The organism is Streptomyces sp. NPDC059989, assembly GCF_042736975.1.
Lineage (GTDB): Bacteria > Actinomycetota > Actinomycetes > Streptomycetales > Streptomycetaceae > Streptomyces.
Genome location: NZ_JBHWUO010000044.1, coordinates 19879 through 42882, shown reverse-complemented (window position 1 = coordinate 42882; position 23004 = coordinate 19879). Strand labels below are relative to the sequence as shown.

At 67.0% G+C, this 23004-nt stretch carries 25 protein-coding genes and 1 pseudogene; 13 read left to right on the top strand and 13 right to left on the bottom strand.

The annotated features are described in order from the left end of the window. Positions 1–229 precede the first annotated feature (229 nt). The 4 genes from ACFWBN_RS30290 to ACFWBN_RS30275 all read right to left on the bottom strand — a co-directional run bounded on the left by ACFWBN_RS30290 (position 230) and on the right by ACFWBN_RS30275 (position 5499). Complete coding sequence (locus tag ACFWBN_RS30290; protein WP_385181751.1) at positions 230–670, bottom strand: hypothetical protein; 441 nt, start codon at positions 668–670, stop codon at positions 230–232. A gap of 205 nt (positions 671–875) precedes the next feature. Further along, positions 876–1184 (bottom strand): hypothetical protein, encoded by a 309-nt coding sequence (locus ACFWBN_RS30285; protein ID WP_385181748.1) that lies wholly within the window; start codon positions 1182–1184, stop codon positions 876–878. Between the two features lie 55 nt (positions 1185–1239). After that, positions 1240–2466, bottom strand: a complete 1227-nt coding sequence (locus ACFWBN_RS30280) for an IS110 family transposase (protein ID WP_385181745.1) — start codon at positions 2464–2466, stop codon at positions 1240–1242. A gap of 696 nt (positions 2467–3162) precedes the next feature. Then, the gene (locus ACFWBN_RS30275; protein WP_385181742.1) at positions 3163–5499 is read right to left on the bottom strand and encodes a P-loop ATPase, Sll1717 family; all 2337 of its coding nucleotides are present in this window, start codon (positions 5497–5499) and stop codon (positions 3163–3165) included. Between the two features lie 614 nt (positions 5500–6113). Between ACFWBN_RS30275 and ACFWBN_RS30270 the strand changes: the two genes are divergently transcribed. Continuing rightward, complete coding sequence (locus ACFWBN_RS30270) at positions 6114–6590, top strand: hypothetical protein (RefSeq protein ID WP_385181739.1); 477 nt, start codon at positions 6114–6116, stop codon at positions 6588–6590. A 57-nt stretch (positions 6591–6647) separates the two neighbouring features. Here ACFWBN_RS30270 and ACFWBN_RS30265 read toward each other — a convergent pair whose 3' ends face one another. After that, complete coding sequence (locus ACFWBN_RS30265; RefSeq protein ID WP_385181736.1) at positions 6648–7046, bottom strand: hypothetical protein; 399 nt, start codon at positions 7044–7046, stop codon at positions 6648–6650. 376 nt (positions 7047–7422) lie between these two features. Then, positions 7423–7599, bottom strand: a complete 177-nt coding sequence (locus ACFWBN_RS30260) for a hypothetical protein (protein ID WP_385181733.1) — start codon at positions 7597–7599, stop codon at positions 7423–7425. On the opposite strand from ACFWBN_RS30260, the pseudogene ACFWBN_RS30255 reads away from it, so the two are divergent. Both ACFWBN_RS30255 and ACFWBN_RS30250 read left to right on the top strand, forming a co-directional pair. Continuing rightward, positions 7589–8266: pseudogene (locus tag ACFWBN_RS30255) on the top strand (transposase); the annotation flags it as partial. The gene ACFWBN_RS30260 and the pseudogene ACFWBN_RS30255 overlap by 11 nt on opposite strands. Positions 8267–8393: 127 nt before the next feature. Next, a complete protein-coding gene (locus ACFWBN_RS30250; RefSeq protein WP_385181731.1) occupies positions 8394–8930 on the top strand; it encodes a S1 RNA-binding domain-containing protein in 537 nt (178 codons plus the stop codon). Positions 8931–8999: 69 nt separating this feature from the next. Here the strand turns inward: ACFWBN_RS30250 and ACFWBN_RS30245 are convergent, their stop codons facing one another. Further along, positions 9000–9551, bottom strand: a complete 552-nt coding sequence (locus tag ACFWBN_RS30245) for a hypothetical protein (RefSeq protein WP_385181728.1) — start codon at positions 9549–9551, stop codon at positions 9000–9002. 138 nt (positions 9552–9689) lie between these two features. Between ACFWBN_RS30245 and ACFWBN_RS30240 the strand changes: the two genes are divergently transcribed. Next, positions 9690–10019, top strand: a complete 330-nt coding sequence (locus tag ACFWBN_RS30240) for a hypothetical protein (protein ID WP_385181725.1) — start codon at positions 9690–9692, stop codon at positions 10017–10019. Positions 10020–10611: 592 nt separating this feature from the next. Here ACFWBN_RS30240 and ACFWBN_RS30235 read toward each other — a convergent pair. Then, the gene (locus ACFWBN_RS30235; protein WP_385181722.1) at positions 10612–11208 is read right to left on the bottom strand and encodes a hypothetical protein; all 597 of its coding nucleotides are present in this window, start codon (positions 11206–11208) and stop codon (positions 10612–10614) included. A gap of 137 nt (positions 11209–11345) precedes the next feature. After that, complete coding sequence (locus ACFWBN_RS30230) at positions 11346–13241, bottom strand: Hsp70 family protein (RefSeq protein ID WP_385181720.1); 1896 nt, start codon at positions 13239–13241, stop codon at positions 11346–11348. Positions 13242–13491: 250 nt separating this feature from the next. On the opposite strand from ACFWBN_RS30230, the gene ACFWBN_RS30225 reads away from it, so the two are divergent. The 3 genes from ACFWBN_RS30225 to ACFWBN_RS30215 all read left to right on the top strand — a co-directional run bounded on the left by ACFWBN_RS30225 (position 13492) and on the right by ACFWBN_RS30215 (position 15175). Beyond that, a complete protein-coding gene (locus ACFWBN_RS30225) occupies positions 13492–13788 on the top strand; it encodes a DUF6003 family protein (RefSeq protein ID WP_385181717.1) in 297 nt (98 codons plus the stop codon). Positions 13789–14071: 283 nt separating this feature from the next. Continuing rightward, positions 14072–14791, top strand: coding sequence for a hypothetical protein (locus tag ACFWBN_RS30220; RefSeq protein WP_385181714.1), 720 nt, complete (start codon positions 14072–14074; stop codon positions 14789–14791). An 87-nt stretch (positions 14792–14878) separates the two neighbouring features. Beyond that, the gene (locus ACFWBN_RS30215) at positions 14879–15175 is read left to right on the top strand and encodes a hypothetical protein (RefSeq protein WP_385181711.1); all 297 of its coding nucleotides are present in this window, start codon (positions 14879–14881) and stop codon (positions 15173–15175) included. Positions 15176–15233: 58 nt separating this feature from the next. Here ACFWBN_RS30215 and ACFWBN_RS30210 read toward each other — a convergent pair whose 3' ends face one another. From ACFWBN_RS30210 to ACFWBN_RS30200, 3 genes are read right to left on the bottom strand one after another with little or no spacing between them, the layout of a single operon-like run. Next, positions 15234–16046: a DUF4253 domain-containing protein gene (locus tag ACFWBN_RS30210; RefSeq protein WP_385181708.1), complete on the bottom strand. Its 813-nt coding sequence runs from the start codon at positions 16044–16046 to the stop codon at positions 15234–15236. Positions 16047–16078: 32 nt separating this feature from the next. Further along, positions 16079–16483 carry a hypothetical protein gene (locus ACFWBN_RS30205; RefSeq protein ID WP_385181705.1) on the bottom strand — a complete coding sequence of 135 codons (405 nt, stop codon included), beginning with the start codon at positions 16481–16483 and terminating at the stop codon, positions 16079–16081. A gap of 38 nt (positions 16484–16521) precedes the next feature. Next, complete coding sequence (locus ACFWBN_RS30200; protein WP_385181702.1) at positions 16522–16947, bottom strand: DUF4259 domain-containing protein; 426 nt, start codon at positions 16945–16947, stop codon at positions 16522–16524. Positions 16948–17114: 167 nt separating this feature from the next. Here ACFWBN_RS30200 and ACFWBN_RS30195 point away from each other — a divergent pair, with 167 nt between their 5' ends. The 6 genes from ACFWBN_RS30195 to ACFWBN_RS30170 all read left to right on the top strand — a co-directional run bounded on the left by ACFWBN_RS30195 (position 17115) and on the right by ACFWBN_RS30170 (position 21980). After that, the gene (locus ACFWBN_RS30195; protein ID WP_385181700.1) at positions 17115–17567 is read left to right on the top strand and encodes a hypothetical protein; all 453 of its coding nucleotides are present in this window, start codon (positions 17115–17117) and stop codon (positions 17565–17567) included. Between the two features lie 348 nt (positions 17568–17915). Beyond that, positions 17916–18911, top strand: a complete 996-nt coding sequence (locus tag ACFWBN_RS30190; RefSeq protein ID WP_385181697.1) for a hypothetical protein — start codon at positions 17916–17918, stop codon at positions 18909–18911. A 53-nt stretch (positions 18912–18964) separates the two neighbouring features. Beyond that, the gene (locus ACFWBN_RS30185; protein ID WP_385181694.1) at positions 18965–19531 is read left to right on the top strand and encodes a hypothetical protein; all 567 of its coding nucleotides are present in this window, start codon (positions 18965–18967) and stop codon (positions 19529–19531) included. Positions 19532–19540: 9 nt separating this feature from the next. Beyond that, positions 19541–20044 carry a hypothetical protein gene (locus ACFWBN_RS30180; protein ID WP_385181691.1) on the top strand — a complete coding sequence of 168 codons (504 nt, stop codon included), beginning with the start codon at positions 19541–19543 and terminating at the stop codon, positions 20042–20044. A 199-nt stretch (positions 20045–20243) separates the two neighbouring features. Continuing rightward, on the top strand, positions 20244–21026 hold the full coding sequence (locus ACFWBN_RS30175; RefSeq protein ID WP_385181688.1) for a hypothetical protein: 783 nt from the start codon (positions 20244–20246) through the stop codon (positions 21024–21026). A gap of 168 nt (positions 21027–21194) precedes the next feature. Further along, on the top strand, positions 21195–21980 hold the full coding sequence (locus ACFWBN_RS30170) for an IS5 family transposase (RefSeq protein ID WP_385181685.1): 786 nt from the start codon (positions 21195–21197) through the stop codon (positions 21978–21980). On the opposite strand, the gene ACFWBN_RS30165 is transcribed toward ACFWBN_RS30170, so the two are convergent. Then, positions 21943–22482 (bottom strand): hypothetical protein, encoded by a 540-nt coding sequence (locus ACFWBN_RS30165; protein WP_385181799.1) that lies wholly within the window; start codon positions 22480–22482, stop codon positions 21943–21945. The two genes, ACFWBN_RS30170 and ACFWBN_RS30165, sit on opposite strands and share 38 nt — an antisense overlap. Between the last annotated feature and the right edge of the window lie 522 nt (positions 22483–23004).

Sequence of the window (23004 nt, the reverse complement as noted above, 5' to 3'; positions counted from 1 at the left end):
GCCCGGCGTACGTACGCGTCGTCAGCTCGGTTTGGTCCTTGCCGAACCGGACGTGCCGCAAGAACGCGTCCGCCTCCGGTACGACGACCAGGTCCTCGTCCAGCACGGTCCAGTAGCGGACACCGGACGGAAGTTGAACAGGAAAGGCCCGCAAGGGTCTCCTCCGATCTCGTGTGCAACATGCCGCAACGAACACGACAGCCCCAGAGATGCGAGGAAGAACCCCAGCTCACCTGATGCAGTGCATCGTTACACCACACTCGGCGAAGCCCGGGAGAACGACCACGAGTAGACAGGCTTCGCGTTGCTCGTGGGCGACTCGGTCGCGGACGACGTCGGCGTAGGACTGGGAGCTGAAGCCGCGGACCACGAGCACGGGGATGCCCGCGAACTCGAGCCAGCCGGTCGGCTGCTGTCGGAGGGTGTCCTTCTCGGCTGCGACGTACAGGGCCTGCTTCTGGCCTGCGGAGCGGTCCAGGCGGAACCAGCCGGGCATCTCGGCGACGAACGCGTCGGCGTCCGGCCAGGCCGGCGGGACGTGGACTTCGCGGACGGTGTCGATCAGGTCGGGGAAGCGGCCCTCCCGCCGGGCCTGGGCCAGCTGCGCGGACAGCCGGCGGTACATCGGCGGCGTGTGCGGCAGCACGCCCTCAGCTGCTAGTCGGTACATGACCTGCCTCAAGGTCACCTTGAGTGGCGCGTACCCGTCCACGATCTGCCGGGCCCGTTGGCACGACACCGGATCCGTTCACGCGCCATACCGGTACAAGTACCCCTCCGCTCGGCCGCCGGCCCCCGGGATACGGATAGACCTCTCCCCTCGGCTATCGCGAGGTAAGACACCTCATGCAGCTAGCGGGTCAAGTTGACCTTGGTCAGCCAGCTGCAAAGGCGGCCAGCAGGGTGTCCGCCCGGACTTCCAGTTCGGGCGTCAGAGTTCCCTTCACGGCCACCATGAGCTCATCGCCCCCGACCGCGCGGGCAAGCCGAACCTCGACCTGTCGATGCTCGCCGACCAAGGGATACGAGTACCAGCCGTCGGGCCGCTCGTCGTCGGTCGCCTCGACCGCCAGAGCCACCGTCTCCCAGTCGGTGACATCGAACCCGTAACCCACGTAGTGCGACAGCAACTCCAGGAACGACCGCAGGTTGCGCTCCCAGATCCATCCACCGACCTCTGCCATGGCTCCCCCTCCGTGCTCGGAAGGGACAGCCTGTCATGGGCCGGTGCCTCAGTGATCACCCTGCTGCTGCAGGCGGGGGGAACGCGACCGCTTCATCGAATGGGACGCGTGCCAGGAGGCAGTGATGGAGCTGGCCGAGCATCCGGTTGAACAGGTGCCGCAGGGCTTGCATGTGCCAGTCCCCTCCTGCCCGGCGGCGCCGGTAGTGGGCGTCCGCGCCGGATGAACCGCTGAGTGAGGCAAAGGCCCACAGGTGGCCGACGTGGTTGAGCCGGTTGTTCTTGACGAACCGGCGTCCAACGTAGCGTCGTTTGCCCGAGGCCCGCGTGATCGGGGCCGAGCCGGCGTACGCCTTCAACCCTCCGGCCGTGGCGAACCGGCTCCTGTCATCGCCGATCTCGCCCAGAATGCGGGCACCGACCTGGGGGCCGATCCCAGGGAAGCTCAGCATGATCGCCGCGTCCGGGTGCGAGCGAAAGGCCTCCTCGGTGGCACGCGCCAGGTCATCGACCGCCTCACAGGCGGCATCGAGCTGCAGGAGCAGGGCCCGTGCCTGCGTGCCCATGGCGTCCTCGACGAGGGGCAACTGCCGAGGAGCCTCTTGACGGAAGAGCTGCTGGATTCGTTCGGCGTCCGTTTCGATGCCCCGGCGGCGGCCGGCTCGCCGGAGCATGGCGGTCAGCTTCCACATCTGCAGCTTCGCGGCCAGGGCAGGTGTGGGTGCAACGGCGAGAATGCGGCGGGCATCAGGGCGGGTCAGGGTTCCCGGCTTGTCCCTGAACGCCTCGATCATCGCCGGGAAGTACTCCCTCAGCAGGGACCGCAGCTGATTGGCGACCTGCTGCCGGTTCCAAACCGCGTCTTGCTGTGCGCGGGCCAGGACGGCGACGGCCTGGGCAAGGTCGGTGTCGGCGGCCAGCGGGCGGTGCACCGGCGCATCGGTGCGGATGATGTTCGCCAGCACCAGGGCGTCACCCGGGTCCGACTTCTTGCGGCTGACTCCATGCCGGTCGCGGTAGCGGGAGGCAGCCATCTGGTTGACCGCGTAGATCTTGCGGGGGCCCTGCCTCAGCGTGGCGACCAGCAGGCCGCGGCTGGTCTCGATGGCCACCGGGATCGGCGTCTCTGCGGTATCGCCGTGCTCGGCCAGGAGGTCGAGCAGCAGCCGGTAGCCGTCCAGGTCGTCGTTGATCCGGCACTTGGCCAGCAGCTTGCCGGTGTCATCGACGAGCGCGACGTCGTGGTGTCCCTCCGCCCAGTCGATTCCGCAGAACACGTCCATGGATCCCGCCCCTTCTCCGGTGCTGTTCTCGAAGGCGAGCACGCGGGGCCGCACGGCGCACTAATTCCAGGGCTCCAAGGCCCGCCACCTCATCAGCCGTGCGCGGCACCGCAAGGCCGCACGGGCGCACGCCGTGTCCAGAGCTCGAAGCTCGTGAGGAGAAACGCGTCACCGTGCGGCAGCTCATCCATCGAGGATCCCGAACCCCACGGGCCCGCGGGGGCAGAACGTGCGAGGACCGGCCGGCGCCCAGCGCCACCAGTCTTTACAAAGACCTCGCACGGTCGGAGGTGTCGTAGGGGTCACCGCGGCACCGACCGGACCACACACGTCCTGCCCCAGGCTGGACAACGCCGCCCCGGGCCCATCAGAGATCCAGAACCTCTAATTACTAACGAATTAGAGGTGTCGTTTTCCGAAGGGGGCTTGCCCACGGCCCCTGACCTGCACGAACGGACGATCACCGAATTCGGGGGGTCCCACCTCCGGTCACACCTGCGGTCCTCCGCCTAGTGCCACCCCGCAGGCAACTGTCCAGCCCTCTTCCGGTGCAACCCTCCAGCGGGTCGGGGCGCGCCCGGCGGCCTCCCTGTGCCGAAACACGTTAGGTGTCACCTGGACACGTTTGTTGTCATCTGCGACTGATTCCCACTCGTCGTTGTCCAGCGTGCGACTCGTCGACCGATCGGCCAGGGATCAGGCGTAGTCCCAGCAGCGGGTGTAGAGCCGCGGAATCCGAAACATCGACCTGGTCTGCGTGCCACGCTGCTCCACCACGCGCTCGAGGAAGCCCAGGCGCTCCAGGAGGCGGACCTGGTCGCCGATCTTGCCTTCCGCGCCGTCGAACAGTTGCTCCACCTCGGACAGTGTGAAGCTTGCGAGCTTGCCAGCCCGGCAGTTCAGCACGAACGTCGGCGCAACCTTGAAGTCGTTCGCCACCTCGTAGAAGCTCAGGTCGGACAGTTTCGTCATGGCCCGCTGTACCGCATCGGTGGAAAACAGCGGGACTGCGGCGACGGGGGCGTCGGGTCGTGCCGAGTGGTCTCGGGCCAGGTGCAGGAGCAGCACAGCCAGCCGCGGCGAGATGTCGCCGTTGCCGTTGCGCAGCGATTCGATGAGCCAGCGGTCGACGGGCTGACCCTCGATTTCGGCCGGGAACAGCACCTCGAGCGCGGCGCGCAACTCGATCTCGTCATCGGCGACACGCAGCCGTCGTGCAAGCCGGTCGAATGGTTCATTGGCGAACACCCTGCGGATCAGCACTTGCAGCCAGTCTTCTTCCGACCATTCGAGCACGAGGGAGCGGGAGACCAGTTTGTTCTTCTCCTGGATGTCGTACAGCTCGAACAGGTCCGTCCGCAGGAACACCACGAGCCCGATACGGGCGAGCTGCACCACCCGGGCCTCGGCCTGCAGCAGTGCCTGGACCAAGGCCTCCTGCCGGCCCCGGTCGTACTTGAACGCCTCGTCGATCCGGTCGAGCAGGACAACAACGTGCCGCTCGGTCTGTTCGAGCAGGTCGTCCGTCTGCTGCAGCAGTGAGTCGACGTCGAGGAACCCTCTGCTGGGTCGGGTGCCAGCAGGAAGTGTGGTCTCGAAGTTGATCGGTCCTACCCCGAACTTCAGGGTCGTACCGCCCAGAAGGCGGGCGAGTCCGTGTATGGCACGCCGGGTGCGGCCGGGTGGTTCGGTGGGCAGGCCGAGTGCAGCCCGCAGACCCGAGGCGTTGCGGCGCAACGCCTTGGGCGCCTCCGCCGGGACAACTGAGGCCACTGCGGCTGCGATGGCCACGAGCCAGGCCGCGCGCAGCGCGTCAGCGTCCAGCCAGGTGTCCTTGTCGACGATGCGGTGCAGCAGGTCGCCGACGTCGGCGACAGGGAGGGCCTCGATGGACCGTTCTTCCGCAAGCTTGCGGAAGATGGCGCTCTTACCCGAGCCGCGGTCGCCGATGACGATGGTCCGCTTGTGGACGAGGATCCGGTCCAGGCTGTGCCGTCCAACGTAACTCTCGTCAAGCAGATCGTCGTGTTCCGCCTCCTCAGCACCGAACCTGAGGTCGGCCAGCCGGAACGGCCGCACGAAGACCTGCTGGGACAGCACTGCCTCCTGGACGAAGGCATGAGCGAACTTCACCGTCCCGGCCTGCTCATCAACGGTTACTAGGCTGAACACCGACGGGAAGTCCAGTACCGCGCGGACAATGGGTTCAGTGATCCGTAGCTTACCGGCCAGCGCCGAAATCCGGTCCTGGCCACCAGCAAGCGCGAGCTCCTCCAGGAGCAGACCGAGCAGGGCCGGTTCCGGGGAAGCTCTGAGGGCAGCATCGACCAACGATTCGGTCAGACCTTCCAGGTGCTCCCCAACCACCCCGGCCGCCTCGCGGTGCTGCGAGGCTTGGGCCGCCACAAGACGGGCAATGAGCGGATGCCCGTCCGCCTGCCTGAGGATGTCGCGGACGACGTCTTCGGCGAGGTCCGGAGCGGTTTTCCGCAGCAAGGCGCGCATGTCCGCCTCAGCGAGAGGACCGAGGTCAAGCATGGCGAACTGGCGCCCGAATCGGTGGTAGTCGATGCTGACAGGGCGTGATGCCAGGACGAGCGTCCAGGCATCCAGGCCATAGCTAAGCTCTTCGACAGCGGCGGCCATCCGCTGTGGATAGCCCGCCTCGTCGAGTCCGTCGAGCAGCAGCACGGGCGCTGTCAGCCGGTCGGTGACTTCGTTCAGCGTTGTTATCACCTGCCGGAGCCAGTCGCTCCCGGATGCGCGGATCGTCCGCTCGAACTCGACCTCTGAGACGTCGACCACTTGCGTGATCTCGTTCATGATCAAAGTTGAGAGATCAGCCACATCGGCGTCTCGCAGGCTGACCAGGAAGGCTGCCCGGCCCCGCCGCTGCAGTTCGGTTTCGAGCTGCTGGAGCAGCACGGACTTGCCGACCCCCGGATCGCCGAGTACCAAGACACCCTGGTGGCCTCGGGCGTCGAGAATGTTCAGGAGGTCGATGAGTTCGGGCCGCTGAAAGGATGCCTCCACACTGGTTCACGGTAGCCGGATCAGGCGGTGTCCGTCGGGCGCCGCGCTGACGGCACGGTCCCTCCCGTGACACCCCACACGCCGGCAGCGACGGCGGTCACTCAGCCCGACGTACCAGCACACCTGGTGACAACACGACTGGCCACGCACCAGACGTGACAACACACTTGTCCAACTGGTGACAGCTACCGCGTCCCGTCAGCAGCAGACAGGCAGGCCGCCACCTCCCCCCTGTGACATTTAGCGCGTCCCAGCACACTCCCCGGCCGGGGAAGCTTGCCCAAGTGCGCTGGACGGGTGAAGGCCGTGCCTGTGGCGTGCCTGAGCTGGCGGGCAGCCGGGTTGTGGGTTCAGCGGACCGATCGGCCCGTGCACGGATCACTCTGCGAGGCAGAGCATGGGACGACACAAGCCGCGCGCGCCGCGCGGTGAGGGCGGGCAGCCGACGGAGTGGTTCGGCACCGCGTTCCACTCCGTCCTGGGGATGCTGCACCTGGACGTCCGCCGGTCCGGCAACGGTCCTCATCACCTCCTCCCCTGCCGAGATCGACGGGGCCCCGGCGTCGTGGCAGCTGCGCCTGCGCAATGACGACAGCGGCCAGGGCCTGAACGAGATGGGCGCCGCCCTGAAGGCCGGGCGCGGGCACGTCTACAGCGTGAGCGACGAGCCCGGCGCCAAGACCGTCCTGGCGTTCCTCCCGAGCCACCCCGACGAAGGCGTCGGCACACTGGCCCGGGTCCGCACCAGCGAGGGCCCGGACGGTGACGTGGTCTTCGAGCGTTCCGCGGAGCGGCCGATGGGGCTGTGGGCCGAGGCCGGGGAGAACCTCCTGCGGATCGTGCCGCAGCTCGGTCCGGACGCGCCGCCAGCGGACGGAGTCGACGACTGCCTGCGGTGCCCCGGCTGCTACCGGCCCGTCTACGACAGCTCCTCCTCGCACACCCTCATCGGCGCCGGACCAATGCCGGTGATCGGGCTGTGCAGGCTGTGCGCCGACGGCAGCACGCTCCGCTCGCTGCGCCAGGCCGACGTCCCCGTCGACCCTGTGCAGCGCGCCGTCCTCGAGACCGTGGCCGCCGCCATGGCGTAACCGAACCCCCTGGGCAAGCCCCGGCTGCCCAGGGTCGCCTTGGGCTTGCCCAGTCGCTCAGGTTTGCCCGGGTGCCGGCTCCCACAGCGGGCGGGCAAGCCCGGTTCCGTCGCAGTGGAAGCACCGGCCGCCCCCGGGCGTGCCGCGGGCCGCGATGGTGCCGACGGCCTGGCGCAGGAGCCGGGCGAGGCCCTCGACGTGGGCCGGGTGCAAGGCGAGTTCGTGGCGCTTGCCGACCAGCACCTCCAGTGCGACCCCGGGCCCGGCGTAGCCCAGTTCCATGGTGACGCCGTGGGTGACCGTGCGGATGAGGTCGTGGCGGTGGCCCATCGTCTCCATCCCGGACAGCTCCACCCGCGCGGTGGAGAGGACGTCGTCCGGCTTGGTGAGGGACAGCAGCACCTCCGGTCGCTCGAACGGGCACGAGGCGGCCGACCGGGTCGCGGTGTGCCTCATGAGCCATCCCGCCACGCGATCCGGACGCTGGGCAAGCCCTCCGTGCCGAGGGCTTGCCCAACAGAACCCGTGACCGATCGGCGGACCTGCCGTGACCGATCCGTCTCACGCGATCGGTCAAACAGCACGTCAGCGCCGTGACCGACCCGTGCAACTCCCGACCGAGCCGGTGACCGGTCATCGGTCAGCCGCGGCCTCGCCAGGAAGTTCCGGGCCGACCATGACCGACGCCCCCTGCCGACGGGCCCGGCCGGGGTGGGCAAGCCGGGGTACGGGGTGGCTTGCCCAGGCTCCCCTACGGCTTGCCCTCGCGTCCGGCCGGGCCGCCTGTCCGGCCGGACGGCAAACATCCGGCCGTGAGCTCGCGGGCCTGGCCTCACCGTGCCTTCGGGAGTGCGGCCAGGGCACGGCGTTCCTCGCCGTGGCCGTTCCCGACGACCCGCCACACGCGCCCGTCGGCCTTGTCGCGGGTCAGGAGGGGCAGGGTCGTGGTGGCCACGGTGAGCCGGTAGTTCACGCTCCCCACCCGGCGGGCACGCTCGACGCCGGCCAAGGCCGCTCGCCTAACCCGCACGCAGCTACAGGCCGCGCGCAAGCGGGCCGGTCGTCAGCGGGGTATCGCAGCCGAAGCCGAGCGGCTCCGCGAGGTCTTCCGGGCCGACTGGGTCCATCAGCCGTCGCTAGTCGAGGACGCGCTCGGTAAGCAGATGCTCGCCCTCTTGGTCCAACTGGAGGCCGCCTGCACCGCCACCGACAACCTGGCCGAGGCGGTCGAGGAGGTGTTCCCTCAGCACCCGGACGCTGAGGTCATCCTCAGCTTCCCCGGCCTCGGCACATAGCTCGGCGCCCGGGTACTCGCCGAGATCGGCGACGACCGGCACCGCTTCGCCGACGCCCGCGGACTGAAGGCATACGCCGGCGCCTCGCCCATCACCCGGGCCTCCGGCAAGGAATCCAGCATCACCCGCCGCTGGGTGAAGAACGACCGCCTCAACCACGCCGGCTACCTCTGGGCCTTCTCCTCGCTCCGCTCGTCGCCCGGGGCCGACGCACACTACCGGCGGCGCCGTGAGCAGGGAGATTGGCACGCCGCCGCCCAGCGCAACCTCTTCAACCGCATGATCGGCCAGCTCTACCACTGTCTCCAGCAGAGTCAGCGATATGACGAGGCACTGGCCTTCCCAGCTCCGCCCGTCGAAGTGGTCACAGCGGCCGAGTAGGCCGCTTCTTTCGGATCACGCCGGGCCCACGGCGCCAAGCCCCACCTGGCAGTCTGATCGGGCGCGTGAGCATACCCATTTCACCGACGCCTCTCAGGTGTGACCGGCTCAATGCCATGATCTGCGGATGAGCGAGTACTCCTGGCCCGGGGAGAACGGCAGGCGCATGCCCGACGCGGCCTCAGCCTGGACCGAGACCGTCCGCGTTCTGCCCGTCGGTACCCGCATCACCGGTGAGGTCGTCGGCCGGCAGCCCTTCGGTGTCTTCCTCTCCATCGACGACCACCCCGACGCCGTGGGCCTGGCCAGGATCGACAGGATGCCCAGGTGCATGGAGCTGCCGACCGTGGGGCAGCGCGTCACCGGCGAGGTCGTCTGGCACGCCGACCACAACCACCAGGTAGGGGTCGTGCTCGGCGAGTGGGCCGAGCACGAAGACCTGCTGCCTCGCTTTCGCGTCGGTCAGATCGTCGGGGGACGCATCACGAAGATCGCGTCCATCGGCGTCTTCGTATGCCTCGCCGACTGCGTCGAGGGACTCGTTCCGATCACCGGGTCGGCTGCATCCTCGGAGTCCTTCCGCGAAGGCCAGAAGATGTCCGTACAGATCGTGACGGTCGACAACGAGCGGAACCGGATCCTTCTGGCCGAGCCCCTGCCGTAGCTCCTGAACGTTGCGCTGGGCGGTCCCGCCCAGCCTTTCGCGGGCCCTGCCGGATCCGAACGGCAGGGCCTAGCGGGGCAGTCTGCCCACCACGGCACGAAGCCTCTCCCGTCCTGCCGTGACGCTCGCGTCCCACAGACCTGCGGCGTCACCGCTCAGCGAGAGGGACTGGAGCCGCTGCTCGTCGGCAAGAAGGCTGGCACCCGGCACGTTCTGGTCCAGCATCCCCATCGCGGTGAGCACCACATGGCCGCAGGACACCGCGTCATCAGCGTTGCCCGAGCCGTGGGCCAGCAGCGCATACCGCAGACAGAGAGCGGCGAGGAACACGTAGGTGCCGGCGGCATCGGTTATCCCCTCCTCGACTGGCTGAAGCTCTGGGAACTGCTCCAACAGGTGCACTCGCTCGGCTGCGTCGGCGAGCGGCCGGTCGGCGTACCAAAGATCACGAACGGACTCCACATAGAGGTCCAGGTGGGCCTCCTGCCCCGGTACGCCCGCCCGCAGGCCCAGAAACAGCGGCGCCATGCGTTCGGCACAAGCAGCGACGTACAGACGGACCACTTCGCCGCCCCCGTCACGAAGCGCCTGTGCGACGGCCCCCTCCACCAGCGTCCCCACGTCCCACCCTCATCCCGTTCGAACAGATCGACAGGCTACACAGCGGGCTGAGGGCGACAGCTTGACGAGTTACGACCCTGAGGTGTCTTCCAGGAGAAGGTCAAGGCGCTCATCAAGGCCAAGGCCGCCGGAGAGAGCGTGGAGAAGGCCAAGCCGGCCGCCCAGCCCACCGGCGTGGTCGACCTGATGGAGGCCCTGCGCGCGAGCGTCGAACGGGCCCGCAGCCCGAGGGACACCGGCGAAAAGGCCTCCTCCGGCGCCCGGACGGCGGGCGGAAAGGAGACGCCGACCGCGAAGAAGCGGGCGGGCTCCGGATCCGGGGCCACGGGCGGGGAGCTGATGTCGCTGACGAAGGCCGAGCTGTATGAGAAGGCGGCCGCGGCCGACATCCCGGGCCGCTCGTCGATGAACCACGACCAGCTGGCGAACGCACTCGCGCAGAGTAGGCGTGGCCGGCACCGAGGATGACCGGCGCGAGCGGTCTACTCGCCGAGTATGGATTCGAAGATCTCCACGTTTGCCGCTCCGGCTGCGTTCAGTTCGTCCTGGCGCTGTTCGGCGCTGAGCCTGTCGTAGTGGACGGCCGACACCATGCTGCGGCCATCGTGTTCCCACCGGACCTTGTAGGGTCACCACGGCGGACTCTCCTCGTGACTGTGGGCCGGACACCCCAATGGTTTGCAGCCCTGTTGGACATCGCCAGCATCTCAGCCTGCACTGACAATCCCCAGGTCGGGAGCCGTCTGCGGATGCCCCAGCGAGTAGCGGACGATCAAGGCAGTCACGCGACCCTTACTCGGAGCCCTCCGCCCCGAACGGCCCTCACCCTGCGGTGCTGCGGGCCATCCGGGGCACCCTGAGTCAGGTCCGCGATCACCGAACCCTGACCCTGGAGTTCTTGCCCTACAGGCCAGCCCGGGAAGGAGCGCCGGGCCGCCGCAACCAGCCTCACCAAGGGGTTGGAGGTACGGGCCTGCAGCCGCGTTCGATGGGGCCACAGGCAGGCGGGCCGGCGACGGGCAGTGTGGAGGTACGGCTGCGAGGGCTGTCGCGGCGCGAGTCAGACCGTGATGGCGATTCCAGTCTGGACTCGCTGTTTCGTGTAGACCTGCTCGGCAACGAGGTACGCCGGAGCTACCACCGATAGGGCCGGCAGATCAGGGTCACACGGGGGCCAGGCCTCCTGCCATGCAGGATCGAGAAGATCGCCGGGAACGAGCTCAAAATCCCAGCTGAATGGGATTCCTGTTCCCTGGGCACGGCGTCGCAGGTCGCTGGCTCGATCGCACAGCTGAGCAGCGGAGTCGGCCAAGGGATCGAGCCGTGCCCGGCCGACTGCTGTGAGCACGGCGCCGACGGTCGGTGACTCAACGCCGAAAAGGACTGCGCAGACCCTTCCGATGCTGCGCAGACGGGCATCGCTGCGCTGGCCGAGTGATTCTGCTGTGCGGACGAAAGACTGGACCCGTTGCTCAACGCAAACGGAGTACTGCCGTGCGATGTCGAGATGTTCGTTCCGATGAGTGCCCTGAGGTGCGCTCCGCGCGGCGAGGAGCGCGTCCAGCCGATTCTCCATCTGAACGAGGCGCAGCTGCTGTTCGGCGTACCTCCGGCGGAGGTCGTTGTGGTCTCGTTCCAAGATGGTCAGACGCTGCACTGTCTCCTGGTACGGGGAAGGTCGTGGGTCTCGCCAGCGCTCAGGCACAGGGAGGTGGCGGGTGGTGCTCTCAGAGTGGCTGAAGGAGGTTTCTGGAGGTGGGGAGACCTCGTAGTGGTTGTCCAAGGAGTCCTGGCCTAGTAGTCGGAGGTGAAGCTGATGGTGGTGGAGACTTCCTCACCGCTCCTTTTCACGACAGCGCGGGCTTTGATCTGCGTCTCGCCGAAGCTGAGGTATAGGTCGACTCCACGGTCCTCCAGGGCGAAGGCCATGGCCTTGGAGAGGTCCACCTTGATGAAGCCGACTTGCTTGCAGCCGGGGTCCGTGTAGTAGCGGGGGTCTGGCTCGGTGGAGGAGTAGAGGTCGATGGTCATGCGCCTGCTCGTAGGCTCAATGGGCAGGTAGGACTCTCGTGCTTCGATGCCCGTGTCGATGAGGTCGCCGCGGGTGACAAGCTTCGAGAACCTGGTGCGGCACCGGTCGATTCCGTCGCTGGAAGTCCAGCGCGTCTCTTCCGGATCAACTCCCTCTTCAAAGCGGCTGCTAATCCCCGCGCCGTAGGTCAGCCTGCTGCGTCGTGCCCTGGTCTGTGGGTCGTAGGCGTAGTAGGCGGCGCCGAAAAGCACGGCCGCACCCGGCTCTGGTGGTACCAGCACGCGGGCATGCCCCTCCACCCGTTGCTTGACCGCGTGCTGCAGGTAGCGTGAGGCGGCGAACCCTCCGACGAGGAGCACCAGAGGCTGCGCGCTCCCGGGCTGACTGGTGTTCTCGCACTCCTTGAGCTGGGCGTCGATCAGGTCAAGGATGTCGGGGACCACGGTGTCGAACAGCTCTGCTGTCTCGGCCGGCGTGACGATCAGGGCGTAGCTCTCACCTGCCTGTTTGCGGGCGAGGCGCTTGCGTACCTGGGTGCCAAGGCGGCGGTGGATCGCTGCGGGGAGGTTGATGCAGATCGGGTCCTTTTCGTCAGGGCCGAAGTCAAGTTTGGCCCTCTCCCAGGCTTCGCTCAGTTCGAGCATGGCCTCGGGACTCTGCTCGGCGAGATGCTGGACGATCTCAGGGTTTCCGAAGCGGTCGACCAGCAGTCTGTCCCTGAAGGCGTGGTTGATGACGTCGGAGCCGTGGGGTCCGCCGCTCGGCAGGCCGGACTCCACCATGCGGCCTTCCTCGTCGTTCTCGTAGCCGGTAAGGTCCGCGGTGCCACCGCCGCAGTCGACCACGATGAACCTGCAGCCTGGAGCTGTGAGGTCTGTATCCTCCTCGCCCTCCGAGCCTGCGACGTTGACGCCACTGGCACGCGCGTAGTGGGCTGCCGCCTCCGGCTCCAGGGCGAGGATGAGTCGGCCGTCTTCAGCCGGCATCCCCGCCCGGATCGCTAGGTCGCGTGTGGTCTGCTTCTGCTCGTCCGTCCAGATCGCCGGCACAGTCACACACCACCGGATGTCGTGCTCGCTGTAACCCGCAGCCCTGATTTCTTCCAGTGCGGCGGTGTAAAGGCAGCGCAGGTAGGCCTCGATCAGCGCCTCGGACCGCTTGCGTACGGACATCTCCCGCAGGTCCGGCGGGCGGGGCCTTGGCTCAAGCCCAGGTGCGGTATCGGTGGGCGATTCCCACTCCACGGCGCCGTCTTCGTCATGTTCGCCCACATCCTCGGGGCCGGTCGCCAACTCCTCCTCGTCCTGGTCGTCGGTGCTCTCGCCTCCCTGGCCGGGACCTTCGCCATCCACGAGGCAGACCAACTCCTCCATGAGGCCCATCTTGAAGCTGGAGTAGTACCTCGGGGCGTTCTCACCGGGCACTTGGGTGAGGGCTCGCCTCCGGGCGTCATACCCCCAGGCGGCTACCTTCCTGTCGCTGTCGATGAGGAGGGCGGACAGGCTTTTCGGCGAGGCCACAGGCTGGCCTGGCCATGAGGTCAGAAGGGTGGGAATTTTTTGCGCTGGGTCACCCTCACCATTCCCCTTGAAGAAATAGGAGACTCCGGACCCGTACGTCCCGAGATCTAGCCCAACGAAAACCCTCGGTTTGAACACAGACGCTCCACGGAGAAGGCCCGGATATTCCGGACGGTTCGACACAACCCCAACTGAGGCCACTGGGCAGTAAGATCTCGCCGCTTGCCCGTTTTGGGCAAGCGGCATCAACTCGCTTCGCGACATTTCATCCGCATGGCGGAACACCGCCGACCTTTACTAGCACCATATGAATGCAGACTGTGCAGAATTGCACTGTTCAACCCTGCACAGCCCTCACCCGACACTCCACGTTTCCCGGAAAGAAGCGATGATCAAAAAGGAAGCCGGCGACGAAATTGCGGCGATCATGCCCTACCCACGGCGAACGCCAGGCGCCACTGCTTCACAGCAAACACCGAAGGAAACGACGCCAAGTCACAACCTCGAAGAAATCGAGAAAAGGCTTATTGCCTACGGTGAGGCCCTGAAGTCGCGGGACTCCCTCCTGAAGGAAGCAAAGTCTGCTGGAATTAGTGAAGCGAGAATCGCAAGGCTTACGGGACACTCCCGAAATACCGTCCGCAGCGCACTCGCTTCCGGGGTGATCGCCGGTTCTCCGACCTGACGCGTCGAGGACAGCCCGGGATCGAGCAGCGCCCGCCGGTACCCGAGCCCTTCGGATCCCTGGTGCACCCGAACTCCGGGGACGGCGGCAAACGACTCCAAGAAGGGCTCGGCGGTCAAGCCGCGCCGGTCTCAGCCCCAAGACCGGCGCGGATGATGGCGATGACGCCGACCCGGTGAGGAATCAGGGGCAATCGCCGTGAGCGGAATCGGCCCGGTACCGCCATGCGCTGCATCGGTCGCTCCGCATCAAGGTCGCGGAGGTGGGGAGGACCCCCAACCGCGTGATCACCTGGATCAACACCTACTGCCATCACTACGGCCTCCCAGGCGCGATCCCCGAGGTCAATGGCAAGCCCTGGAATCTGACCGCCCGACAGTTCCGCCGCACCCTGGCCTGGTACATCGCCCGCCGCCCCGGCGGCGTCATCGCCGGAGCCGTCCAGTACCGCCACCTCGGCATCCAGATGTTCGAGGGCTACGCCGGCACCAGCGACTCCGGCTTCCGCGCCGAAGTCGAAGCCGAACAGTCCATGCAGCGCGGCGAACACCTCCTCGCCCTCACCACCGACCACCAGCACGACCTGAGCGGCCCCGCCGCCCACGAGGCAGCCGCCCGGCTCGCCGACTTCCACCACCGGACGGGCTTCACCGGCTCCGTCGTCACCGACCCGGCCCGCCTGCGCCGCGTCCTGGCCCGCCACGACCCCGAGGTCTACCCCGGCACCTACGTCACCTGCGTCTTCAACCCGGACAAGGCACTGTGCCGACCCCGCTCCGCCCCCGGAGGCCGAGCGGGTCCAGTCCCGCACGACTGCCAACCGCTGGAATGCCGCAACGTTGCGCTGACCGCCGACAACACCACCACCCTTGCCACCGAGGCCGACCGCATCGACCACCGACTCCGCGCCCGCCCCGTCCTCCCACCGCTGCTGCACGCCGGCCTGGCCCGGCGCCGCGACGCGATCCATGCCTTTCTCACCGCCAACGGGACCGCCCAGTGACCGCCCACCGCCACCCACTGCCGAGCCGCACCGACGTCCACGCTGCCATCGACAGCCTGACGTCCGAGACCGGGCGACGCCCCGAGCATGCTGGCCCTCGCCACCCGCCTCGGCCTCGCCAACACCACCTTCCGCCGCAACTACCCAGACATCTGTGCCGAGCTCGCCGCCATCGCGCGCACGCCAAGCGGCATGACCGCAGCCGACGCCTATCGCAAAGTCCAGGCCAACAACGCCCGGCTGCGAAGGGACAACCGCGACCTCGCCGAACAGCTCGAACTCGCCATCGCCGCCATCCAACGCCTGAGCATCGACAACGGCCTCCTGCGCGCCGCCCTTCACGATGCCCGCGCTGTCACCCCGCTGCCCCGCCGCCCCCGATGACCGACTCCGTCGCCACCAATCAGGTGCGCCAGCGAGCTCGCACCCAGCGAGTGCCGGATCAGTCCCACCAGAAATCCCAGCGGTGGGCGCCAGTGATCCGCTCGGCATACGCGGCCAGTATGTACGGTCTGCTGCCCTGCCAGATGTTGTCAGGGCAGAACGCAAAGTGCTCGGCTGCAACCAGCAGAGCCTCATGCTCGCTCACCGGTGGCGCGGCGATGCTGAGGTGCAGCGTGGAGAACCCGACCGCGACGACACGGGCTCCGAATCGGTTTTCCCAATCCCGGACGACCGCAGAGAATTTCGCGGTGTCGTTTTCGTAGTTGCAGGGGCCAGCCCAGCCCACGGCTGTCAGCGCTTCGGCACCGGACGGAGCGGCAACCAGTCCAAGACGTGTCCGCGGGCAGTCGGTGAGGAACGCCTCCGCGAACTCTGAGGCCAGTTGCTCAGGGTTCGTTACCGTCTCCCGGCTGGCCGCAAGGCCGGGCCATACCTGTCCGAAGGGGGCCGTAACAGCGAGGCGCCTTTTGACGTCGAGCATGTCGTCGTCTTCATCGACGGCCGTGTAGGTCGCCCACCACTGTGCGAGGAGGCCGGCAGGATCATGACTTGCCGGGGAGGACATCTGCTCAGGGAAGACCTCCCCGGACCCCCAAGGGCGGAACTCGCCATCGTTCGGGTCCAGCGCGTCGAGGAGCAGCGGCCACAAGCCGGAACGTGCGTGTTCGGTGTACATCCGCGTCCACAGCTCAGGCGCGGCTGGCCCGTCACTGAGCCACAAGGGCTGTCGATCTCCGTCGCCTTCATCGGATGTGACCATCCGACCGGGCGGGAGCAGGCCATCAAGGCTCGATCGGGATTCAGGGTGCATGGGCCGGATGCTAGTGCTGCGACCAAGGGGTATCACTGAGAGGGTCCGAGCGCTCGATCCCGGTACTCCTGGAATTCCTCCCAGCCTGACGTCTGCCCAGGGGTTATCAGGTCCCCATTCGCACAGTCGAGCACTTCGCACCGCAGAGCCTCGGCAAGACGGAAGACGTCCGTCACCACGTCGCCGCCGGAGCCCCGGATGTGGAGCATGATCGAGTCCACCGGATCTTCCGACCCGATGTTGAGTTCGACGGACCAAGTCGGGCCGGAAAGCTCGCCCCAGGCTGGGTCCGAGAGGTCAGCTTCGGGGCAAGCCTGAGTGACAGCCGCGCGTACGTCGTCGCGCCGGCCGAGCGGGTCCGGGGTGTAGTCGGCGGGGATCTCGTGCACAGAGGTGACGTCGGCGGGTAGACGCATGAGGAGGACGTCCCAGCTCATAGTGACCTTCCGGTAGGACGGGTACGGGTCGGAGTGGGTCAGATCAGGCTGAGCTGTTCTCCCGATGGCTGTGGCAGGAGCACGTTCTGCAGGCGGCGGATGTTCGCGCGCCAGGGCCCGCCATCCGACTCGGCCCATAGGTCCATCAGTTCGGACGGTTCGGTCATGATGCGGTCGAGGGCCTGAAGAGCGAGATCGCGCAGGCCAGTGAGATCCGGGAGGGGCTCTTCCGGCCCATAGATTGGATCGGCCGGCTCACCCCCGGGGCACTGCGCCCCGACGAGCGCGGCCGCGGCTACGGCTACCTCGGATTCGGGTGCTTCGAGGTAAGCCGCGGTGTCGATCACACGTGTGAGAGCACTCCGGACGATGCCCTCACGTTCGCCTGCAGCTACCTCATCAAGGTCACCGCCAAAGTCCGCTGCGGTGTCGTTGTCGAAGGGGCCGACGTCCCAAGTGCCCATGGTCTCTCCTGATCACGATGTTGACCGGGGCATCCTGACAGAGGCCACTGACAGAAGCCGTGCAGTCCAGAGCGGGGTTTCAGCCGCATGTGACTGGTCGAGACAGATGTCACCTGGCCTCGATATCCGTCAACCGCGTCAGCTCGGCGGGCTGCCATCATGCTCAGATGGCCCACGACATAGTGTTCTTCCTCGCCGCCGACGACGAGACCGCTGCTGCAACGCGCCTGCGGGGACCTGGTGAGGCCTTTGAGTCAGTGACCTGCCGTTTCATTGAGCCGGACAGTGCCATCGCCGAATGGGACATGTACTTCCAGGAGCCTTCGGCCGAGGCCCCACCGGTCGAACAGCTCCTTGGGTGGGCGTGGCCGGAGTGGGTCGCCGCCCCCTTGAACGATGGCGTTGAGGTGTTCGCTCTGCCGAAGCGGCTGACCCGAGCACTGGCCAACGCGAGCTCCGCCGAACTCGGAGAACTCGCAGGCCGCTGGACCACGCGCCTCCGGTCCGAAGACGGAGACGACATGACCGACGATGACCTGTTGGCAGTACTGCAAGGGGTTGCCCGGCTCGCGGCGTCTGCGGTGGACAACGGTGGCGGCCTCTACAGCTGGAGCTTCTGATCACTCACCTTCGCAGGCGGCTCGCGTTTGACGCCGCTGCACGCCAGGAGCTCCGTCCCAGTCGTTGAGGTACAGCGTGAATTGCCACGACCCTGCTGCGTCGACTGTTCCCCATGGCCGAAGCCATCCGCCAAGCCACCGAAGGCCGCTTCCTGCGCCAGGGTGGACCCTGGCGCTGCTCCTCGCCCAACGACTCGACGACAACAGCTGGACCGCGTGCACATGCGAGCCAGCCCCGCCCGGCGGTCAGCTGGCCCCGCGTGGGTCGTACGAGATATCGGGTGTACGCGGCCAAGCATCCAGAGATGACGCGGAGCAGGAGACCGGCTGACGCGACGGAGGATCGACATGGAGCGGTTGGAGCTGATCGTCGTGCAGCTCGAAGAGGCCAAGGGGATGATCAAGAAGGGGCGTGTGCCCAACCTGCGGTTGGCGTACCTACTCATCGACAGCGTGACGGAGCTGATCCTCCACCGAACCGTTCAGACGGAACTCCGGCACCAGGGCATGCTCAAGAAGCTGCTGTTGGCCTACCAACAGAACGCGGCCTACGGAATACCGGTCGACGCGGAAGAGGTCGCGTCCATCGAGGCGAAGATCGTATCCAAGTCCGACCTGAAGGACATCGACCGCAACTTCGACGCCAAAGTCGGTCTGCTGGTCCGCCGCAACTTGCTCGACAAAGCGCTCGGCCCCGTCCTGGAAAAGCTGCACAAGTACCGCAACGAGATGTATCACCGCGACAAGCTGAGGCCCGAGATCATCAGGCCGGCCACCCTGATCTACTTCGACTCCGCATGCACAGTGCTGGAGTCGTACAGGCAAATGATCATCACCTACCCGTCCGACCTCGGTGCGGAGATCTGTCGCTTCACCGAAGGCAGGCGGCCGGGCTTCGGTGAAGCGACAGACCTCCCGAAGAAGATCGCAGCACAACTACGCCGAGAGGTGGGGCTCGATCTCCCGCAGGTGAGGAGTGCCCTCACCGCTTACCTTGATGCTCGGCTTGACCAAATGGTCGACGGCCTGGAGTTCATCGAGGACAACCTTGCCGGCCCGCCCCTCGTGCGCGGCGATGCCTTGCGGCTCGTGCAGGCGAACCTTGCCGCGAACCCGACGCTCGAACAGGTGCGTGGGCGGAAGTATCAGTACTCCAAAGCGGACCTGGAGCAGTGGCGAACCCGGATAGCCGCTCTGGAATCCATCGACGACAAGCACGCACTGGTCAGCGAGTACGCCGCCATCGAGGACTCCTTCGAGCTTCTGGAGGAGAAGATCAGGGATGCGGTGTTCCAGGTCGACTACGAGGTGCAGTCCCAAATCGACTTCGCTCGCGGCAAGTAGGGGGCTCGATAAATCGCAGCACAGCACCGTCGGCGGGCGATACGGTCGCTGACATGAGCTGGTCACTGAGTCGCTTCGCGCCGCCGCACCCGGAGCTTCTGGACGCTTTGTTCCTGGCCGTCGGCCGGGCCCTCCACCTGGCGAACGCGTACGAGAGCAAGTGCCAGTACGTCCTGCGCGTCGGCAACATGGTCACCGCAAGCGCAGCGGACCCCGTCCTCACTCTGGACGAGCTGATCGCCGCAACCCCGGCAGACAAGATGCTGGGCGGCACCTTGCACAGCCTGGCCAACCACCCCATGGGCGTGACCATGGACATCGACACCCTGCACAAGGCCAGAGAAGCCCGGAACTTCATCGCCCACGAGGGCGCCTCGATCGGCTACATCTGGTCTGCCCGCCTGGAGCCGATCCTTCAGCACGCCGTCAAACTGCGCGCCGCCGTCGCCGACCTGGCGGCAGGGGACAACCTGATCTCGCAGTGGTGCCACGGCCTGGAGGAACCCCACGCATCGCAGCCGACTGACTGGATCGCCCCGTACCCCGACCTCGTAGACACGTGGGTATTCGAAGACCTGCTCGCGCTGCTCCCAGAGCCGGCTCAAGAGCAGACGGAATAGGAGGGCCCCATGGGACAGCTCATCGGAGTCGTTATCGGCGGTGTCATCGCGCTCGGCGGCGGAGTCCTCACCGCCTGGTTGCAATCGCGCCACCAGCGGAAGGCCACCCGTTCGAAGGACCTGTGGGACAGGCGGGCCGGGCTCTACCTCGACCTGCTCCTCCATCTCGACGGTTCGATGACCTTCGCGACCGACCCACTCGTCCCCGGCTACTACGGCCCGAAGACTCCGGAGCAGTTTCAGCTGCAGCGCGAGCTCGCCGCCAGGATCTCCCTCTTCGGCTCCCCAAGGGTCCGCGAGCTCTGGGAGGCCGCAACGGAGGCTGCTGCCGACTTCACTTACTGCGTTGTCGAAGGCGGCTTTTATCGGCACGACGGTGACCGCATGCTCCCGGCGACTGACGTCACGGACCCCAACTACCTCCGGTTCAAGACAGCCAAGGAGCGCTCCGAGCAGCAGCTCATCCAGCGTCTCCGCCATGAGATCGATGTCGACGACCACCTCAAGGGCTGACCCTGGCGGCACACGAAGGGCCCGACCGCGGAGCCCTTCCCCAGCAGGAACGTCGACTCCTGCTCTTCCAACGCTGACTGACCGAACGAGACAGGGCTTCCGTCACCCCTGACGAACACACGACACCTCAACATGCGGGCCTACCAGTTGGCCCCGAAAGCCGTCGCCACCGCGTCACTGTGCTGCCACACTCGCCCGTATGAGCGACGACAGCGCCAAGAGCTTCGATGGAGCCATTGGCACCCACGTCAACGCCATCACCTACGAAGTGATCGACTGGGCGACGGAAGCACTGCCGGCGCACGTACCGGCGGACGACCTGAAAAAGCTGAAGCTGGCCGCAGGCGAGCATCTCGCGGCGATGCTGACGACGGCCTATCTCGGCATCGTGCCGGTCGCCGTAGACGTCTGCGGCGGCGTGGATCTCGTCTACCGCGTGGCGGATTCGGACAGCGGCGCAATGTCGTCGCTGCTCGGCCGCAACGGTGTCGAGTTCGCCGACTTCGAGGTGAAGTCGATACCTGGTGGCTTCCGCGAGCATGACGCAGCGGCCTCGCGAGCACTGAAGCGAGGCGAGGAGCCAGGAACTCATTGGGCGACGGTTGTGTCAGCGAACGATGTCGTCGAGGCGGCCCAGTCGATGATCGCCAAGGCCACGAAGCAGTTGCGGGACAAGTCCTCGCCCGACAGGGCGCGGGTGGTGTTCATCGTGTCCCACTTCTTCGACCGGCCCTACGTGGAATGTCTCGACTTGTTGATCGCGCACGCCTTGACTGCCCCGACGCTGCCAGACGAGATCGACGCCATGTGGGTGTTCTTCGCGCCATCGCACCTGGTGGTGTGGTCGGCTGTCGAGCAGCGCTGGACACAGCTTCTTCTCAGTGGCTGTTGTCGTTCCGATCTTGTGAGGTGTTGGTCGAACGGGAGTCTCGTTCGGGTGATCGCGACGGGTTCCGGGCATGAGAACAGGGCCTCTTGGTAGCTCGGTAGGTGTCTACGCCAACGAGTGTTCCAGGAGGCCCTGTTGTCGCAGTTCTACGCCTTCGTGCGGGCCGGGTCCAGTCCGGTCACCCCGCCGTGTGACTGTCTCGCGCACCGGTTCGGGAATGCCGCGGACAACGGGACGCGTGAGCGGCGCTACCCCACTGACATGACAGACGCGCAGTGGGCCGTGGTCCGTCCACTGGTGCCCGTGCCCGGCTGGCTGCAGGGACGCGGTGGGCAGCCGGAGGCGTACTGCCACCGGGCAATGTTGGACGCGGTCCACTACCTGGTCGACAACGGAACCAAATGGCGGGCCATGCCGGCCGACTTCCCGCCGTGGGAGCGGGTTTATGCCTTCTTCCGACGCTGGCGTGACCACGGTCTAGTCACCGAGTTCCACGACCGGCTGCGCGGGAAAGTCCGTGAGAAGGCGGGCCGGGACCCGGAGCCGAGTGCCGGTGTGATCGACTCCCAGTCGGTGAAAGCGGACGCCGTCGTGGGCGCGGACAGCCGCGGCTTCGACGGCGGCAAGCTGATCAACGGGCGCAAGCGGCACGCCGTGGTCGACACGCTCGGCCTGCTGCTGGGCGTGATGGTCACTGCCGCGGACACCGGCGACCGCACTGCCGCCCGGGTACTGCTCGGGCAGGTCGCCGACGGACACCATCGGCTGGAACTGATCTGGGCCGACGGCGGATACACCGGCAGCCTTGTCGCCCACTGCCTCACCACGCTCGCGGTGGTCCTGGCGATCGTGAAACGCAGCGACGGCATGCGCGGGTTCGTCGTGCTGCCCAAGCGGTGGATCGTCGAGCGGTTCTTCGCCCACCTGATGCGCAGTCGCCGACTGGTGCGCGACTTCGAACGCCGCACCGCCAGCGCCGAGGCGATGATCTACTGGTCGATGACCCTGCTCATGACCCGCCGCCTGGCCCGGCGGCGCCCGGCCTGAGCGTGAACTGCCCCGGCACCGACTCAGCCAGCCAGCCGCGGGCCACCAGCCGCTTCGCCTTCGACCGAAGCGTCTCCACCTTCGCCGGCACCGCCTCGATGCCGAACGCCTTGGCCATCTCCTGGCAGGTCAACGGCCCCTGGCCGAGATGGCCCTGGTCGGAAAGGACCCGCAGGATGCGCTGATAGTCCAACGACAGTGCCGACCAGGCCAGCCCCGCGCGCCACATCGGCACCACCGATTTCGGCTTCGCCGCCGCCATCGGCGACTCGGGCTGCGGATTCGTATCCCGCACCCCCTCAGTGGCATCCGGGACGGCAACCTCATCACCGCCCAGGGCCAGCACCTCGCCGACCCGCGAGCGGGCAATGACCCACTCCTTCCAGTCCTCCTCGGCCACGACCAGCTCGGCCTGGACGCGATCAGCCTCCTCCCGCAACTCCTCCACACGACGACGAGCAGTGAGCTCCCGCTGTTCCAGCAACCCAGAAACTGACGGCAGCCGCGACCTCCCGGAGAACAGCAACCCGACAGACCACCCCTCCCACCGCATCACCCCTTCCATGCCTGACCAGCGGAAACAACGCGATCACGACCGGAAAGACAACAGCCACTCAGCAATTTGAAGGAGGACGGGACGCCCGGAGGTCTACTTCGGCATGGAGCTGCTGCAGCACTACGAGGGCCTGTTCCTCGAGCGGGCGGGGATCGACGGGCCCTCGCCCTTCTACTACGGTCTCGGAACTGTCGAGCTCGAATCTGCACTTGACTCAGAGTGACGGCGGCCCCCCAGACCATCACCTGGCCGCCAGCGGCGACAGCGTCGCGTGCGCCTGGCAACTGCGGCTCTGGTCGGCGAACATCGCGGCGATGTCGGCTGACCTGGGTTCTCATCCTCGGTGTCCATGCGGTGACTGGAGAGAACCGAACGCGGGGTTCGGCGTGACCTGCGCGGGGTGTAGGACAGAGGCGGTCGTGACAGGTAGAGCTGCGGACCGGCAGCCCATGGTGCCCACGCTCGTCG